The organism is Psychrobacter sp. HD31 (genome assembly GCF_051097895.1).
Classification (GTDB): Bacteria; Pseudomonadota; Gammaproteobacteria; order Pseudomonadales; family Moraxellaceae; genus Psychrobacter.
On the sequence record NZ_CP142525.1, the window covers coordinates 13385 to 32179 of the forward strand.

Here is an 18795-nt window from a genome sequence, read left to right on the forward strand (position 1 = left end):
TAACTTAAAACACAACATTTATTAAATAAATAATGGATATGTGATAGATTTTTATGATTTATGATTAACTTTTAACCCAATTTGGGCTATTATGAAAAGGCTAAGAAACCATTTTTTTAAGCATAACTCAGGGATGTTTGACATATCTTAGGCGTGCTTATTCTCCTCACAACTTAATAAAAGGAATCTCTTATGTTAGAAGCCTATCGTAAACACGTAGAAGAGCGTGCAGCTCTTGGTGTTGTGCCACTTCCATTAGATGACAAACAAACGGCAGACCTAGTAGAATTATTAAAAACGCCACCAGCCGGTGAAGAAGCGTTTTTAATGGATTTATTAGAAAACCGTATTCCACCTGGGGTTGATGAAGCTGCCTATGTAAAAGCTGCTTTTTTAGCTGCTATTGTTAAAGGTGAAGCCACTTCGCCACTTATTGATAAAGTAAAAGCAGTACAAATCCTTGGTACGATGCAAGGTGGCTATAACGTACAGCCATTGGTTGATGCGCTTGATGATGCTGAGCTTGCTGAGCATGCTGCTGATGCACTTAAAAACACTTTGTTGGTATTTGACGCTTTCCATGATGTTGCTGAAAAAGGCAAAGCCGGTAACGAGCAAGCACAAGGTGTTATCCAGTCTTGGGCTGATGCAGAGTGGTTCTTAAACCGTGATGAAGTACCTCAGGTTCAAACTTACAAAACATTTAAAGTAACGGGCGAAACCAACACAGATGACCTATCTCCAGCACAGGATGCATGGTCACGTCCAGATATCCCATTACATGCGTTAGCCATGCATAAAAACGCGCGTGATGGCATTAACCCTGATGAAGACGGTGTTCAAGGCCCAATGCAACAAATCGACGAGCTAAAAGCAGATGGCTATCCACTAGCCTATGTTGGTGATGTTGTAGGTACAGGTTCTAGCCGTAAGTCGGCAACTAACTCGGTACTATGGTTAATGGGTGAAGACATCCCTAACGTACCAAACAAGCGTGCTGGTGGTTTGTGCCTAGGTAACAACATTGCGCCTATCTTCTTTAACACAATGGAAGACTCAGGTGCCCTACCTATTGAAGTAGACGTACAAAACCTACACATGGGTGAGTTATTTGATATCCACGCTCATGATGGCAAAATTACTAAGCATGGTAGCGACGAAGTTATCGCCGAGTTCGAACTTGCTTCTGCAACTTTATTAGACGAAGTTCGTGCTGGTGGTCGTATTCCATTAATCGTTGGTCGTGGTTTAACTAACCGTGCTCGTGATTACTTAGGTTTGGATCATTCTGAAGTATTTGCTAAGCCTGACCAACCAGAAGACACTGGCAAAGGTTATACCCTAGCGCAAAAAATGGTTGGTAAAGCTTGTGGTATCGAAGGCGTTCGTCCAGGTATGTACTGTGAGCCTAAGATGACCACGGTTGGTTCTCAAGATACGACGGGTCCTATGACGCGTGATGAGCTAAAAGACTTGGCTTGCCTAGGTTTCCAAGCGGATCTAGTGATGCAGTCATTCTGTCATACAGCGGCATATCCAAAACCAGTCGACGTAGACACTCAACACACATTGCCTGACTTCATCATGAACCGTGGTGGTGTTAGCTTACGCCCAGGTGATGGTATTATTCACTCATGGTTAAACCGCATGCTATTGCCTGATACAGTTGGTACAGGTGGTGACTCGCATACTCGTTTCCCAATGGGTATTTCTTTCCCAGCGGGTTCTGGTTTGGTTGCTTTCGCAGCAGCAACAGGTGTTATGCCACTAGATATGCCTGAGTCTGTACGTGTTCGCTTTAGCGGTACGATGCAACCTGGTATCACTTTACGTGATTTGGTACATGCAATCCCACTATACGGTATCAAGCAAGGTCTACTAACTGTTGAGAAAAAAGGTAAGATTAACGAATTCAATGGTCGTATCCTAGAGATTGAAGGCTTAGAGGATTTAACCGTAGAACAAGCATTTGAATTGTCTGATGCTTCTGCTGAGCGTAGTGCGGCTGGTTGTACCATCACCCTTTCTGAAGATTCAGTAAAAGAATACCTAAACTCAAACATCACCATGCTTAAGTGGATGATTTCTGAAGGTTATGGCGACGCTCGCACACTAGCACGCCGTATTGAAGGTATGGAAGCATGGCTTGCTGACCCAAGTCTAATGCGCGCTGATGCTGATGCAGAATATGCACACACCATCGATATCAACATGGATGACATCAAAGAACCTGTACTATGCTGTCCAAATGACCCAGATGACGCTAAGACATTAGCAGACGTTGCGGGTGCAAAAATTGATGAAGTATTTATCGGTTCATGCATGACTAACATTGGTCACTTCCGTGCCGCTGGTAAACTATTGCAACAAGTACCAGCAGGTAGTTTAGCAACCCGTTTATGGATTGCGCCACCAACTAAAATGGATGAGCGTCAATTAATGGAAGAAGGCTACTTTAACGTTTACGCACAAGCGGGCGCACGTACAGAGATGCCAGGTTGTTCACTATGTATGGGTAATCAAGCACGTATTGCACCTAAGTCTACAGCGGTTTCTACGTCTACTCGTAACTTCCCTAACCGTTTAGGTCAAGGTGCTAATGTATACTTAGCATCAGCTGAGCTTGCATCGGTTGCGGCGGTAATTGGTAAGCTTCCTACAAATGAAGAATATCAAGAATACGCAGGTAAGCTTAACAGCATGAGTGATGAAATCTACACTTATCTAAGCTTTGATAAGATGGAAGATTACACCAACAAAGCAGATAAAATTGATGTTGCACAACTTGCGTAAGCATAAAATATAAGTTTATTTATATACAAAGCCCATTACTTTATTAAGTTATGGGCTTTTTTATGAAAGTGGTTTTAATAATAATCAACCAAAAAAGGAGCTAAATTGCTCCTTTTTTTTGTTCATTTTAAGTCTTACACATTAACTAACAGTGCAAGGTTTTAAAAATGTGATGTAGCACCAAAATAAGCACCTGCTTGCACGTTGTCTGTTGCAGAGCCTTGGGCAGAAACGCCTAGCTGTAAATTGGTTGCAGGGGTTAGGCTTGCGTTGACTCCAACCGAAACAGCAATATTATTGGCATCCGTGCCTGCTGCTGGCAAATCGAATCCACGCGTATAGGTTGAGTTAACTGATTTTAAATTAGCGGTTATGTTTTGCTCATCTTTTTTAAAATCATGGCTATAACGTAGGTTGCCGTACAAATCATACTTGCTGTTTAAGTTATAGTTTGCTTTAACACCAAGTGATCCGAGCATACTATCTTGCTCATTGGTTTGAAAAACCATTGCAGTGGCGTCATTACCATTATCTTCCACTAACGAGTTGATGCGAGTTTTTTGTAGCAAGGCACTCATGTAGGGCGTATAGGTAAGCTTGTTGTTGCTAAACGCTTTACCTATTTGTAATGATAAGTGCTCACGACGTCCAGCACCATCAGCAGTATGTAGGTTTGATGCTGTACCAAGCAAAAACTCACGTTCCCAATCATAATCAAGCTTATCAATACCCAGGTGTAAGTTTAATTGATAATCTTTAATATGGTGTTTGTGATAAATACCAAAGCCAGTTTGTTTTAAATCAAAGTTTACGTTATCACCAGCTTGATAATTACCTTGTTGGCGTTGTAAGTACATCCCTGTTTGAGATTTTTTACCAAAAGCCAAACCACTACCGATAATACCATTTTTGTCCATCGAGCTACTTTCGTAGTCGTCTGCTTTGATATCGTTCAATTCACCTTCTGCCCAAAAGCTATTTTTACCAATTTCTAGTTGGTCAATCCTACGATGTAATTGTGTATCTTGCGTAAAACCCTGTTGTTTGGCAACATTACTAACTGCGGCAAAACCAGCAGGGGCATTTAAAACAGATAACGCATAATTGGCTAAAATTTCATGTACTTTACCCGTTGGATGCACGCCATCTGCAAATATTGAGGTTTTTGGGTCTAAGCTTGGATTTAACGTATTTTGTGTACAGACAATAGAGCTTGGTGTTACACAAACGGGCATGTTGGTGTTTTCAATCCCATAAACTGTTGGATTGGCAACAATCTGCTGTAAAACTGTAAAAGTATCCAAAGGAATGACATTGGCGGAGCCAGCATCTAGCGCGCTGTATAAGGTGCTATTGTGATAATCTGCCAATTGTGTTGCACCATCAGAGTTACCACTTGCAAGACCAAAGGGAGATTTACCAACATCTGGTAAATTTGGTACTAGAATATATTTTGCACCTGCATCGGCTAAAGTTTGAACGGTTTTTGCAGTATCCTTAGCGGCGGTGGCAACAACGGTGGGCGCATTACTTGGGTCATTGGCAACACCTAAAAAGTCATTTGCCCCAGCCCAAACACTATAAAGCGTATTGTCATCAGGTGTATTACTGTTTAAGTAGGTTGCGACCTGTGTTTTTGCAGAGGGGACGGGCAAGCCCAGCGACGGGTGTTTGACTAAATCTTTGCTAGATAACGCACCACCTGCGGCATAGTTGTTGCCTTCTTTACCAACTGCCGGCGTATTGGCAATGGCTTTAGTGCCATAGGCTTCGGCTACAATTTCCGTCCATACTTTGTCTGGGTTGGTTGTGAACTTCCCCAAGTAGGGTGTAAAGTTGGTGAAGTAGCCACTGTCAGATAAACTGTCTCCAAAAAAAACGGTATTGTTAAAATCTTGCGCGTTGACCGTTTGAGCCAAGCTAATAGAAATAACAGCAGTTGTAAGTATGGATGGTTTGAACTGTTTGTAAAATTTTCTCATTGTGCCTCCTTGCATTAATTGAGCAAACTTATTTTCCATGTAATTTTATTGTAGGGGAGTTAGCAAAATAACACAAGGTAGCAAGCTATATAGATATTTGATTTATCGTTACTGTTAGCTAATATGTTTAGGTTTTAAAACTTACCTTCTAACTATAAAAATAAGGCACTATCACTAAGCGGATATGATAAATGTAGTTGCCTAGCATAATAACGATGTAAAACATTGAAACAGCTTAAATGGCATGATATGGTGCTATTCAGGTTTTGTGTCGCAATGTATAAAATCAACTAAAAAGGTTAAAGTGTAGGTAATTTAAATAAATCATGAAGCAGTCTAACAACTTTTCTAATCGGCTTGTTAATTTAAGCAATCAATTAAAAAAACAATTTAAAACACCCCTTAATGCTGCCAATAGAGTGGGTAAAACGGCAAAAGTTGCAGGTAAATCAGCCATACGTATTGCAAAAGGAGAAAAGCCCAATCCCAAAATGCTGCGTGAGTCTTTTGAAGAGATGGGGACTACCTATATTAAAATAGGACAATTTATTGCGAGTATGCCTTCTGTATTCCCTAAAGAATATGTACAAGAGTTTCAAGGATGTTTAGACCAAACGACGCCATTACCCTATAGCTATATTGAACAAGTGCTAACGCAAGAGCTTACTAAAAACCAGCCATTAACTGCCATTTTTAAGCATATTGACCTTGAGCCAATTGCCTCTGCTTCGATTGCGCAAGTACATGCAGCAGTGTTACATGACGGCAGAAAAGTGGTATTAAAAGTGCAAAAACCAGATGTTAAAACCATCATCGAAACAGATTTAGGCATGTTGCATGGCATTAGCCGAGTATTAGAAACCATTTTACCTAGCATAAAAATTGCCAGTATTGCCCCAATTATTGATGAAATACGCGCTCAAATGACGGCGGAAACAAACTTTATTAGTGAAGCACAAAATATTGCTGATTTTCATGAGTTTTTGCACAACAGTTATATTGACAGCGTGACTGCCCCCATGGTTATTAAAGAACTAACTACCAAACGGGTGCTTACGATGACGCATCTTGATGGGGTTTCTATGGTAGATATTGATGCCATGGCAGAGTATTGTGACGACCCAGCTCAAGTGATGGCAAGCACGTTAAATACTTGGTTTGCAAGTATCACTGGGGCAAAAAGTTTTCATGCCGACTTACATGCTGGCAATCTGATGTTACTTAAAAATGGGCAAGTTGCTTTTATTGACTTTGGTATTGTAGGGCATATTAAACCCGAATCTTGGCAAGCCGTGTTTGCGTTAATGAACGCCATACAAGCTGAAGATTATGCGCAGATAGCGGATGCGATGATAGAAGTGGGCATGACTAAGGTGCGTCATAAAGTTAATAAAGAGCAATTAACTTTGGATATTGAATCTGTAATCAATATGGTTAAGCAGAATCAAGAGCAAATCCAAATTCAACTTAATGAGAGTATGAGTCAAATAGACCCTACTAACCTTAAGAGCAGCATTAAAAACATGCAACAGCCAATGGACGAGATTAACCAACTGTTACTTGAGCTGATGGAAGTTGCAAAAAAACATGGGATACAGTTTCCCAGAGATTTTGTACTGCTTATTAAACAAATGCTATATTTTGATAGATTTGTGCAAGTGCTGGCACCAGGTATGGATGTATTCCATAGTGAGGCGATTGATATGGTTCAATAAAATAAACTATAAACTCATTTTTTTGTATAAGGTAATACCAATAAAAAAGCTTACGGTTTAAGCAAAGATAAACATTTTACTTTTTTGACTTAACTAGCTATAACAAAGGCTTGAATAAGCCAATAAATTGGCTTACATTAAATGGGTGATGATACAGGGCGAAAAGTTTTTTAACCATTTTGATGTGATGGCATTTTTACACACTTTAAATGCTTGTCTAATTATGTCGGCTTTATTGGTTTGTTTAATTGGCTTGTTTCAAATTCTCCTACAATCGCCTACCTGCTAAATCAAGTTATTGTTGCAATAATTAAGGAATGACTAATGAGCAGCTTGCCACCTAATATAAAGTTTGAGTCATTTATTAATCAAAGCTTTTTACATAATTTATATCAAAATATGCTGGCAGCTTTAGTTGTTAGTTTTGTTGCAATTAGTTTGGGTGCTTCTTTTGGAGTGATGTCAGGGCGTGGGGCATTGTCAGGTATGCTGGCAGCCGGCATTATTGCTTGTATTACCTCGCTACTTGGTGGGACTCGTATCCAATGTTCAGGACCAACCGCCCCTATGTCAGCAGTTTCTGTTGCTGTATTTTTTGCAGCAACACAATTATCTGCTGATAAACTGGCAGGCATGACAATTGATCAAGTTTTTAACTTTACGGTCATATTAAGTAGTTTGATTTTGCTGATAGCAGCGATATTGCGTACAGGCAATTTAATTCGGTTTATCCCACATACGGTAATTTCTGGATTTATGTCAGGTATTGCCATGTTGATTTGGATTGCGCAGATTAAACAATTATTTTTATTGGATGGCACTTGGACATTTGGTAAAACTCAAGCACTTAATACAGGGGTTGCGATATTAACGTTGGCAATCATTTTTGGTTTGCCGCGCATCAAGCAACGGCATATTTACCGAGTGGTGTGGGCAATTATGCCGTTTTTCCCAATGACTTTGTTTGCCATTATTTTTTGCACACTTTTGGTACATTGGCTTGGGTTGCCAATAGCAACCATTGATATTGATGCCACTCTTTTTTCTGGTTCTATTGTAGAGTGGGTTGGCTCACAAATACCCAGTGAGTTTTCATGGAATTTGTTTTGGTTTAGTTTGCCACTTGCGTTTGAGCTATCACTACTTTGTTATTTAGATACGTTAATGACAGCCTTGGTGATGGATAAAATGAGCCGAGAAAAGACGAAACGTAACCGAGAATTAGCCGCCCAAGGTGTGGCAAATGCAATAGCGGTGATGTTTGGCGGTTTGCCAGGTGCTCAAGCAACCATACGTTCGGTTTTAATTTTAAAAGAAGGGGCAACTTCTCGCTTGGCTGGTGTGTTGGTTGGGATATTTGTCATTATCGAACTGTTTGTATTTTTAGACTGGATTAGTCTGATTCCACAGGCGGTTTTTGTTGGCATCTTGTTTAAAGTGGGCTATGATGTTTTTGACTGGACTATCGTTAAAGCTGTGTATAAAAAGCTGACCAAACAACCGACAGCGTTCTCTTTTTTTGATTTGCCATTAATAGTGTTGACTGTGTTGGTAACGATATTTTATAACTTAAGTGCAGCTGCGATTGGTGCCACAGTTTTATTTTATCTGATTCAAAAGTTTAGTAATAATGTATTACCTGACTTGTATGGTATTGTTGAAGACTAACCTTTATAAAATGATGCGTAGTGTAATGGTTTAGGAGTAAATGGGTTTTTTAATTGATTAAAGAAGGATGACAAATTTTGGGTGATTTTTTTATAAAAAAGGCATCAACTTACGATAAAGATAGCAAGCGTGTTGCTAATGTTGATGCTATTGTGGATAGTATGCTTAAAAATATTAGCTTCAATAAAAACATGCATCTTATTGACTTTGGCGCAGGTACTGGGTTGTTGTTAGAAGGCATTGCACCATATGTTGCGCAAATTACCGCTGTCGATGTGTCTGATGCGATGATAGGGGAGCTAAGCAAAAAACAACAAGTATTGTTGAATGAACATGATTGTACCTTGAACATTGTTAAGGCGGATTTAACCCAACCGATAGACGCCGACTTGGGTTTTAATGCGTTGTTTGATGGGATTATATCTTCAATGACCCTTCATCACATTAAGGATATTCCTGCTATTTTTTCTCGATTAAAACAATTGATTAAGCCAAATGGTTTTATTGCGATTGCTGATTTAGATACCGAAGCAGGTGATTTCCATACTGAAGACACGGGGGTGCATCATTTTGGTTTTGAAAGAGATTATTTAAATGAAGTTGCTTTAGCGACAGGGTTTAAAGACACACAAATACACACGGCTAATGAGTTTAAAAAAAATGGTGTTGGTTATAGTGTCTTTTTATTTGTTGCTCATATTTAATGCATTTTTTAAATTAAGTATTTGTTTAAAAACATAAAATTTTATATGGTTTTAAGAGGTGTGTTTAATATCACCTCTTTTTTGTTGGTTTAAAATTTATTATATTTATCAATAAATTATATAAAAATAAACTACTTTTTTGTAAAGAATAACTTAAAATATAAATAAATTATATTTATATATCTTATTTCTTTTTTTTCGGGCTTTTTAAAAAGCTATTGACATACTTAGTATTCATTGTTATTTTTTTATCTAAATATCCACATATGGATGGTGGTATTTTTCGGGGTCTAAAATCTTTAGGTGCCCGCTTAGGATGCGTTTGCGCATAAATCTATCAAAAGGAATTGATTATGTCTGTTTTATCATTGAAAAACCTCTCTACAATGGCTGTTTCTGTGGCTATGGCATTAAGCATTACCGCTTGTGGTGGTAGTGAAAAACCAGCAACTTCAGGTGACGCTAAAGCTGAAGCTGCTGCAGATGCGGTTAAGTTGCGTTTCTCTCACTTTTGGCCTGCAACTTCTTCTATCCAAAAAGAAGTATTTGAGCCATGGGCTAAAAAAATTCAAGAAGAATCAGGTGGTCGTTTGGTTGTCGAAATCTACCCATCTGCACAGTTAAGTAAGCCACAAGCAACTTATGATGCAGCTGTTAAAGGTATGGTAGATATTGGCTCGCAAGCACAAGGCTATACCAATGGTCGATTCCCCCTCACCCAAATTACAGAACTGCCAGGTTTATCAAGCTCAGCCAGCCAAATGGGTTGTATGATGCAAACCTTATATGACAACGGCACAATTGCAAGTGAATATGAAGATTCTCACTTACTATTTATGTATGGTGCTGGTCCTGGTACTTTGCACACAACGGATAAATTAATTGAAAAACCAGAAGATATGAAAGGGCTACGTATTCGCCGTCCTTCAGCGGTTGCTGGTGACTTAATTGAAAGTATGGGTGCGCAACCAGTGGGTATGCCAGCGGGTGAAGTATATACCTCCTTGCAAAAAGGCGTTATGGATGGCTTAAGCTTCCCATGGGAAGCGACTGAAACATTCCGTATTAATGAAGTTGCCAAAAACCACACGAATATTCCATTTTATAGCTCTGGTTTGATGGTTACGATGAACAAAGCTAAGTACGATAGCTTACCAGATGACCTTAAAAAGGTACTAGACGATAACTCGGGTATGGATTTAGCAATGCAAGTTGGTAAGGTATTTGATAAGCACGATAAAGCGGTGATTGATAAAGTTAAAGCTGAAGGTCATAACGTTGCCGAAATTCCTGATCCATTAAACGACCCAGATTGGGCAGAGCCACTTAAAAAAGGTACTGAAAAATACCTAACTGACGTAGCAGCAACTGGTAAGGATGCCAATGCTGTATATGAAGCAGCAAAAGCGGCGAGTGAAGCTTGTAAAGTTAAATAACTACTATTAACAGGGCTTCTTTTAAATAACTACTATTAACAGGGCTTCTTAATGCTAAGTTCTAGCAATTCTTAAAATAAAATAACCACTTACCTGTATTTAAAAAATATGGGTAAGTTTTATGTTGCAAACAATTAAATTTTACTTTCTTTTCTTTTTACTAACTTCGGAGTTAACATGGATGCGTTATCCCGACTTAGCGAGTTTATTTCAAGGGTATGTCAGGTCATTGGTAGTTTAAGCCTTGTGTGTATCATTATGGTTACGCTAACCGATGTTGTCACTCGTTATTTATTCAAAATTACTCAAGGAGCGTCAAGCTTTACGGTTAAGGGCAGTGTTGAATTGGTATCTTATTTGATGCTATTCGCACTTTTGGCTGCCTTTGTCGCCTTTGTAGAGCGTTCTCAAATTATTGTAGATGTATTCACTCAAAAAATGCCACATAAAATAAAAGCCCTTTTAATGGGTGTTTTTATGATGGTATTTGCGGTAGTTTCATTTGTATTTGTACTTGGTTTACACGAGTTAATGCATGATTCAATCGAATACGGTAATGTCACTCAAGATTTAAGAATTTCTATGACACCAATCTATGGATTTGGTGCATTTTTGTGCTTCCTATTAATGATTCGTTCATTTATTGAGTCACTTAACATTTTTCGTACTGGTGAATTCCACAATGCAGAGGAGGCAGGCTAATGAGTCCAGAGATTATCGGTGCTATTGGTTTAGCCATCATGATTGTACTTGTGGTATCACGAGTACCTGTGTCACTTGCAATGCTGCTAGTTGGCGTATTTGGTTTTACAGTTATTACAACACCAGCAGCAGGCTTGCAAACGCTTAAAGACTTGCCTGTTGAGGTTTTGGCTAAATATGACTTCAGTGCAATTCCCTTATTTATTTTGATGGGCGTATTTGCAGCACATTCGGGCATGGCAACCAAGCTATTTGATGCCACCCGCACAATTTATGGTGGTGTTAGAGGCGGTTTGGCAGTGGCAGGGATTGGGTCATCAGGCATTTTTGCTTCAATTTCTGGTTCTTCTTTAGCGACAGCTTCTACTATGACTCGTGTTGCGTTACCAGAAATGGAAAAGTATGGCTATAAACCTGGGTTTGCTTGTGGTGTACTTGCCGCAGGTGGCACTTTGGGTATTATGATCCCGCCAAGTATTGCATTGCTGGTTTATGCCATTTTAACAGAGCAGTCAGTTGGTGATATGTTTATTGCCGGTTTTATACCAGGTATTTTGGGTATGATTATGTACTCATTGACTGTGCTGATTATGGTACGCTGGAAACCACACCTAGCAGAAGGCGGACAACCAACCAGCTTTAAAGAAAAGTTTTTGGCATTAACGGGCTTAATCCCATTTACAGTAATCTTTATCATTATTATTGCTGGTATCTTTTTTGGTTTATTTACGCCAACAGAAGGCGCGGCAGTTGGTGCATTTGCTTCTTGGGTTTATGCAGCATTTAAAGGTATGGGCTTTAAAATGCTTAGTCAGTCTTTAGTTGAGGCGCTTGCACTTTCGGCTGTTGTATTTTTTATGTTGTTGGGTGCCGAGGCCTTAGGCAAGTTCATTGCTGTTTCTCAACTTTCATATACTTTAGCATCTACCATTAGTAGTTGGGCTGTTGCCCCAATAGTTGTTTTAATGTGCATTTTAGCTATGTACTTTGTTTTAGGGTTATTTATGGATGCCTTGGCAATGTTGGTAATCACCATTCCCGTTGTGTTCCCAATTATTTTACAACTTGGATACGACCCAGTGTGGTTTGGCATCATTGCCGTATTAACGGTAGAACTTGGGTTAATTACGCCACCAATGGGGATGAACATTTTTGTTATTAAAGCAATGGCACCACACATTAAACTTTCTGAGATGTTTAAAGGGGTTGCCCCATTTATTGTTTCTGACTTATTGAGGTTGGTGATTTTAGTTGCATTCCCGATATTGTCATTGGGTTTATTAGGTAGATAGCTCTAAAAAGGATTCGCAATACCTAATATCAAATTTGGATTTGGAAGGAATAACATTAAGGATAATATTATGATTTCTTATCAAGAACATATAGAACAGTTTGATTTGCAAAAGTTAGAGTCAGAAATTTTAAATGGCAGTCGAGAAGGCGGTATAAACGCTTACATCGAATGTTGTGGTCGCCATGCTCAATCAGATAAAGCCAATAAAACGGCATTAGTGCATGAAGATACAAATGAGGTTACCAGCAAATACACTTATGCTCAGCTTGATGAAATGAGTGGAAAAATGGCAAATTTACTGACCGAGTTGGGCGTTAAAGCTGGCGATAGAGTGTCTACAATGTTGCCTCGTAATCCAACATTACTGGCGGTAATTTTGGGTACTTGGAGAATTGGTGGGGTATATCAGCCATTATTTACAGCTTTTGGCGTAGAGGCAATTGAATATCGCTTAGATAAAGCGGATACCAAGGTAGTATTCACCAATGCTGAAAACCGTGAAAAGTTTAATGAAATTAGTAACCTACCAAAAATGGTGGTGGTTGGCTCAGAACAAGAAGCCAAACAACACGAAGATGTACATTTTGACGCTGCTTTTGCAAGACAACCATCAGACTTTGATACCGTAATGCTAAAGGGTGATTCGCCGTTTTTACAAATGTTTACGTCTGGTACGGTTGGTAAATCAAAAGGGGTATCGGTTCCGCTTAATGCGTTAACTGCATTTTATATTTATATGCATGATGCCATTGGTCTGCGTGAAGATGATAACTATTGGAATATGGCAGATCCAGGCTGGGCGTACGGCTTGTATTATGCAATTACAGGACCATTGCTGTTAGGTGCAACCACGCACTTTAATGAGCATGCATTTTCTGCGGAGCAAACCTTAGCGTTTATGAAAGCACACAAAATTAGTAACTTAGCTTCTGCACCAACGGCTTATCGAATGATGAAATCAAGCGGGGTATTTGATGGTAAAGCACAGGAGTTAAGCGCTTTAAAACGTGCAAACTCAGCAGGTGAAACTTTAAATACCGAGGTTGTTAACTGGGTGAATTATAACTTGGGTTGCCCAGTGATGGATCAATATGGTCAAACTGAAACGGGTATGACTTGCTGTGCTCACCATTCTTTAGAGCACCCAACACCTGTAGGCTCTATGGGGATGCCAATGCCCGGGCATGAATTGATTGTTTTAGATGATGACTTTAACGAAGTACCTGTAGGTGAACCTGGTCAGTTAGCTGTGGTTGTGAGTAAATCACCAGCATTTTATTTTACTGGCTATACATGGAATGAAAAAAACCCATTCCACGGTGACTATTACCTAACAGGCGATATCGTTGAGAAACATGACGATGGTACATATTGGTTTTCTGGTCGAGATGATGACATTATTATTACTGCTGGTTACCGAGTTGGTCCTACCGATGTAGAAAATGTGATGATGGAGCATGAAGCCATTGCAGAGTCTGCGGCTGTGGGTATCCCTGAAGAGTTGCGTGGTCATATTATTAAAGCGTTTGTTGTACTAAAAGATGGATATGAGGCGAGTGAAAAGCTAGAAAAAGAAATCAAAGGTATTGTACATGATCGTCTTTCTGCCCACTGTTATCCTCGTATTGTTGAGTTTGTCGAGGCATTACCTAAAACACCAAGCGGTAAGGTACAACGTTTTATGCTGCGTAACATGAGTGTGGCGCATTAAAACAGATTTTTTTAAATGTAAATAAAAGTTGAGTGCGGTTTTACAAGCATATTTTAACCGCACTCAAAATTAATCTATTGTGAAATATAGAGGGATGTATGCAAATTAAGAATAAAACTTTTTTGGTCACGGGTGGTGCTTCTGGTCTTGGTGAAGCAACCGTCCGTTATTTAGTAGCGCAAGGCGCAAATGCCATTATTGCAGACTTAAATGAAGAAGCTGGGCATAAACTGGCGAGTGAATTGAGCAATAATACAATATTTGCCAAATGTGACGTGACTTCAGAAGAGGCAGTACAAGCAGCTATTGAGGCTGGTGTTACTAAGTTTAATAGTTTAAATGGATCTATTAATTGTGCGGGCATTGTTGTTGTGCAAAAGCTGTTGGATCGTGAAGGCAACCCAGCTGATTTAGCCAAATTTAGCAAAGGGATAGAGATTAACCTTGTGGGAACATTTAATGTGGCACGCTTGGTTGCTGCTCAAATTGTTAAACAACAAACTGATGAAGAAGATAAAGGCATCATCATTAATACCGCTTCTATTGCAGCCTTTGATGGACAAGTAGGGCAGGGCAGTTATTCGGCTTCAAAATCTGGAGTTGTGGGCTTAAACTTACCGCTGGCTCGTGAGTTGGCTCGTTATGGTATTCGTGTCATGACCATTGCTCCAGGTGTATTTGGTACCCCCATGATGTCAAAAATACCTGACGAAGCTCGTCATGCTCTTGAGCAATCTGTCCCTTATCCTAAACGTCTTGGTGCACCAGAAGAGTTTGCCAAGTTATGTGCTCATATCATCGATAACTCGTATCTCAATGGCGAAACGATACGTGTTGATGGTGCCATACGTATGGCATGATGATAAAAATATACTGAATGGGCATGATGTGTTTGCCAAAATTATACATGCTCAAAGTAAGCAAACTCAGTAATCGGATGCTCAGTTAGTGTGGTTAAAGACGTTAATTAAAAATAGGGGTTGTAAAGCTTATGATATAACTTGGTGTGTGCAACACACCTGACGGTTGTTAATTTTTTTTAAAAATGAAGGATTAGTCAATGAGTAAATAGTTAAAGACTATTTGCTTGAATAAAGGAATGTAAGACAAGGAATCTATTATGGAATATTCATTAGTTTATCAACAGTCATTAAAAGATAAGGAAACTTTTTGGGCTGAGCAGTCTAAACGTATATATTGGCACCAGCAACCTGAGCAAATTTTAGATGATAGTAAATCACCACATACTAAATGGTTTGTTGGTGGTAAGACCAATCTTTGCTATAACGCGGTTGACCGTCATTTAACTACTCGCCCAGAGCAAGATGCTTTTGTTTGGGTATCGACTGAAATAAATTCTGAAATTATTGAAAACTATCCAAACATACCAAAAGCAATCCGCAAGCTAGGTGGTGGTGTTGAGTTTTATACCGACTACGCAAAGCGTCGCTTAACCTATAACCGTTTATTTAAAGAAGTAAACTACTTTGCGCAAGTACTTAAAAATAATGGCATAGGTAAAGGCGACCGTGTGGTTATTTATATGCCAATGATTTTAGAGGCAGCTTATGCCATGCTGGCTTGTGCTCGTATTGGGGCAGTGCATTCTGTGGTATTTGGTGGGTTTGCTGCCCATAACCTTGCAGTGCGTATGGATGATGCCGAGGCAAAAGCCATTGTTACTGTGGATGCCGCGTTGCGTGGTGGTAAGTTAATTAATTACAAAAATTTGGTTAATAAAGCTGTTGAAGAGGCGAAAGTTAAGCCAGAAAAAGTTGTGGTAGTTGATCGCGGCATTCTTGCTTATGAGCCTAACCCTTGGGATGTTGATTATGCTTCAGAGCGTGAAGAAATTGTTGATAACAACCCAACTAATGCCGACTTGGTAGATTGCGAGTGGCTAGAATCTAATGAGCCATCATACGTATTATACACCTCAGGTACAACGGGTACGCCAAAAGGAGTACAACGAGATGTCGGTGGTCATGCGGTGGCGTTAACAACATCGCTTGATTACATTTATAACGGTAAAGCAGGCGATACTTTTTGGGCGATTTCTGATATCGGTTGGGTTGTTGGGCACTCTTACTGTGTGTATGGTCCTCTGCTATCGGGTATGACCAACATTATGTATGAAGGTTTGCCACACTTACCAAACCCAGGTATTTGGTGGCGCATTATTGAAGCAAACAACGTCAACATTTTATTCACAGCGCCAACAGGCGTGCGTATGCTTAAAAAACAAGATGAAAGCTGGCTAACACGTTATGACACCAGCAGTTTAAAAGCGTTTTTCTTAGCGGGTGAACCACTGGATGAACCAACGGCTGATTGGTTAACGGCACATCTTGGTATCCCAATTTTAGACCATTACTGGCAGACCGAAACAGGTTGGCCAATTTTGAGCCATACGCCGAAGTTTGATAGCTTGCCACACAAAAAAGGTTCTCCTGGTTACCCAATGTATGGCTATGATACCAAGGTAGTTAACGAAGAAACGGGCGAGGTTTGTGAGCCAAATGAAAAGGGCATGCTCGTAATTCAGGCACCGCTTCCACCAGGTACACTCACGACAGTTTGGGGAGACGACGAACGTTATATCAGTAGTTATTACAACCTATTTGATGGTCAAAAATATTCAACCTCAGATTATGCGGTGATGGATGAAGATGGCTATTACTTTATTTTAGGTCGTACCGATGATGTTATTAACGTTGCGGGTCACCGATTAGGCACCAAAGAAATCGAAGAAGCAATTAGCCAACACAAACAGGTTGCAGAGTCTGCAGTTGTCGGTACTCACGATGATCTTAAAGGTGAGCTACCGGTTGCCTATGTGGTGATTAGAGACCATGATATGGTTGAAGAAACGGAATCTCGATTCCGATTAGAGCAAGAAATCATTGGAGAAGTCGTTAAAAGTTTAGGTGCATTGGCTCGGCCCGCTGCAGTGTATTTCCCAACACACCTTCCTAAAACTCGTTCAGGTAAAATTTTACGCCGTTCTATCCGTGCTCTAGCTGAAGGTCGTGATGTGGGTGATATTTCAACCATTGATGATCCAACAGCCATTGATGCGGTTAAGCAGGCGATGGAAGATTACTAATTTAGCTATTGTTTATGGTAAAAATTAAATAAAGCTGAGCCAAGGGTTCAGCTTTTAATAAACAATTATTAGCATGGTGATAAACACACCTTTAATCCATAAGACAAGGAATGTAACTTATGTCAGATGTAAAAACAGTCAAACAGCTTATCAATGGTCAGTTTGTCGAGTCCAACACCAGCGAGTGGATTGACCTAACCAACCCAGCCAACCAAGAGCTGATTGCCAAAGTACCCCAAACCACCCAAGACGAAATTAATGAAGCGGTGGCGTGTGCCAAAGAGGCATTTAAAACGTGGCGTAAAACCGCTGTCACTAAACGTGCAGGGATTTTCTTAAAGTATCAACAGCTGATTAATGAACATATGGATGAATTGGCTGAGATGTTGACCGAAGAACAAGGCAAAACCATTGCCGATGCTAGGGGCGATGTATTCCGTGGCTTGCAAGTGGTGGAGCATGCAGCAGGGATTGGCAATTTACAACAGGGTGATTTTGTTGAAAATGTGGCAACGGGCGTCGATACTTATAGCATTTGGCAACCGCTGGGCGTTTGTGCTGGTATTACGCCGTTTAACTTCCCTGCGATGATTCCACTCTGGATGTACCCAATGGCGATTGCCACTGGTAATACTTTTGTCTTGAAGCCCTCTGAGCAGAATCCAATGGTGACCATGCGTTTGATTGAGCTTGCCATTGAAGCAGGTGTGCCAGAAGGCGTACTGAATGTGGTACACGGCGGTAAGCCAACGGTCGATGCGATTTGTGACCACCCTGATATTAAGGCAGTGTCGTTTGTTGGTTCGACGGCAGTTGGTACGCATGTTTATAACCGTTCAAATGCCGCTGGCAAGCGTGTGCAGTGCATGATGGGAGCAAAAAACCATGCGGTCATTCTACCTGACGCCAATAAAGAACAAACTCTAAACCAGTTAGCTGGGGCAGCATTCGGTGCGGCAGGACAGCGTTGTATGGCGCTGTCTGTGGTTGTGCTGGTTGGTCAAGCAAAAGACTGGGTAGAAGATATTAAAACCAAGGCAGCAAGCTTAGTGGTTGCTGCTGGTAAAGATGACAAAGACTTAGGTCCATTGATTTCACAAAAAGCGAAGGAACGCTGTGAAAAACTGATTCAACAAGGCGTGGACGAAGGGGCTGAGCTATTGCTAGACGGTCGTGGTGTGGTGGTTGAAGGCTCAGAAAATGGTAACTTCGTTGGTCCTACTATTTTAAATAATGTCACCAAAGAGATGACCTGCTATACACAAGAAATCTTTGGTCCTGTGTTATGTATCATGTATGTCGATAGCTTGGATGATGCGATTGAGCTGGTTAATGCCAATCCAAACGGCAATGGTACGGCCATCTTTACTCAATCTGGGGCAGCCGCTCATAAATTCCAGTCGGATATTGATGTTGGTCAAGTAGGCATTAACTTGCCAATTCCAGTACCTCTACCAATGTTCTCATTCTCTGGCTCTCGTGCCAGTAAGCTGGGTGATTTAGGACCTTATGGTAAACAAGCGGTTCAATTCTATACGCAAACCAAGACGGTCACGGCTCGTTGGTTTGATGATGAAGCGAGTAAGGGTAAAGTAAATACCACGATTTCGATGTAATATTTTACCCAAAAACTTAATCTACCCTATATTATGAGGGGTCAAAGTTGCTCAAGGTACTTCATGTA

12 protein-coding genes are annotated in these 18795 nt (G+C 40.2%); 11 read left to right on the forward strand and 1 reads right to left on the reverse strand.

Features of this window, described 5'->3' with window-relative positions; translation table 11 throughout:
* Positions 1 to 192 precede the first annotated feature (192 nt).
* The gene (gene acnB / locus VH441_RS00080; RefSeq protein WP_434353465.1) at positions 193 to 2793 is read left to right on the forward strand and encodes a bifunctional aconitate hydratase 2/2-methylisocitrate dehydratase; all 2601 of its coding nucleotides are present in this window, start codon (positions 193 to 195) and stop codon (positions 2791 to 2793) included.
* A 161-nt stretch (positions 2794 to 2954) separates the two neighbouring features.
* On the opposite strand, the gene VH441_RS00085 is transcribed toward acnB, so the two are convergent.
* Complete coding sequence (locus VH441_RS00085; protein ID WP_434353466.1) at positions 2955 to 4775, reverse strand: autotransporter domain-containing protein; 1821 nt, start codon at positions 4773 to 4775, stop codon at positions 2955 to 2957.
* 326 nt (positions 4776 to 5101) lie between these two features.
* Here VH441_RS00085 and VH441_RS00090 point away from each other — a divergent pair, with 326 nt between their 5' ends.
* The 10 genes from VH441_RS00090 to VH441_RS00135 all read left to right on the forward strand — a co-directional run bounded on the left by VH441_RS00090 (position 5102) and on the right by VH441_RS00135 (position 18727).
* Positions 5102 to 6490, forward strand: a complete 1389-nt coding sequence (locus VH441_RS00090) for an ABC1 kinase family protein (RefSeq protein ID WP_434353467.1) — start codon at positions 5102 to 5104, stop codon at positions 6488 to 6490.
* Between the two features lie 324 nt (positions 6491 to 6814).
* Positions 6815 to 8158, forward strand: a complete 1344-nt coding sequence (locus VH441_RS00095; RefSeq protein WP_434353468.1) for a SulP family inorganic anion transporter — start codon at positions 6815 to 6817, stop codon at positions 8156 to 8158.
* Between the two features lie 77 nt (positions 8159 to 8235).
* Positions 8236 to 8862 carry a class I SAM-dependent DNA methyltransferase gene (locus VH441_RS00100; protein WP_434353469.1) on the forward strand — a complete coding sequence of 209 codons (627 nt, stop codon included), beginning with the start codon at positions 8236 to 8238 and terminating at the stop codon, positions 8860 to 8862.
* Positions 8863 to 9215: 353 nt separating this feature from the next.
* Positions 9216 to 10298, forward strand: coding sequence for a TRAP transporter substrate-binding protein (locus tag VH441_RS00105; RefSeq protein ID WP_434353470.1), 1083 nt, complete (start codon positions 9216 to 9218; stop codon positions 10296 to 10298).
* 177 nt (positions 10299 to 10475) lie between these two features.
* The gene (locus VH441_RS00110) at positions 10476 to 11000 is read left to right on the forward strand and encodes a TRAP transporter small permease (protein ID WP_434353471.1); all 525 of its coding nucleotides are present in this window, start codon (positions 10476 to 10478) and stop codon (positions 10998 to 11000) included.
* Positions 11000 to 12292 (forward strand): TRAP transporter large permease, encoded by a 1293-nt coding sequence (locus VH441_RS00115; protein WP_434353472.1) that lies wholly within the window; start codon positions 11000 to 11002, stop codon positions 12290 to 12292. Before VH441_RS00110 ends, VH441_RS00115 begins: the two co-directional genes overlap by 1 nt.
* A gap of 69 nt (positions 12293 to 12361) precedes the next feature.
* Entirely contained in the window at positions 12362 to 14005 is a 1644-nt protein-coding gene (locus VH441_RS00120) for an AMP-binding protein (RefSeq protein ID WP_434353473.1), read from the forward strand.
* Between the two features lie 98 nt (positions 14006 to 14103).
* Positions 14104 to 14865: an SDR family NAD(P)-dependent oxidoreductase gene (locus VH441_RS00125; protein WP_434353474.1), complete on the forward strand. Its 762-nt coding sequence runs from the start codon at positions 14104 to 14106 to the stop codon at positions 14863 to 14865.
* A gap of 260 nt (positions 14866 to 15125) precedes the next feature.
* A complete protein-coding gene (locus VH441_RS00130; RefSeq protein ID WP_434353475.1) occupies positions 15126 to 17111 on the forward strand; it encodes a propionate--CoA ligase in 1986 nt (661 codons plus the stop codon).
* Positions 17112 to 17230: 119 nt separating this feature from the next.
* Positions 17231 to 18727 carry a CoA-acylating methylmalonate-semialdehyde dehydrogenase gene (locus VH441_RS00135; RefSeq protein ID WP_434353476.1) on the forward strand — a complete coding sequence of 499 codons (1497 nt, stop codon included), beginning with the start codon at positions 17231 to 17233 and terminating at the stop codon, positions 18725 to 18727.
* Positions 18728 to 18795: the final 68 nt, after the last annotated feature.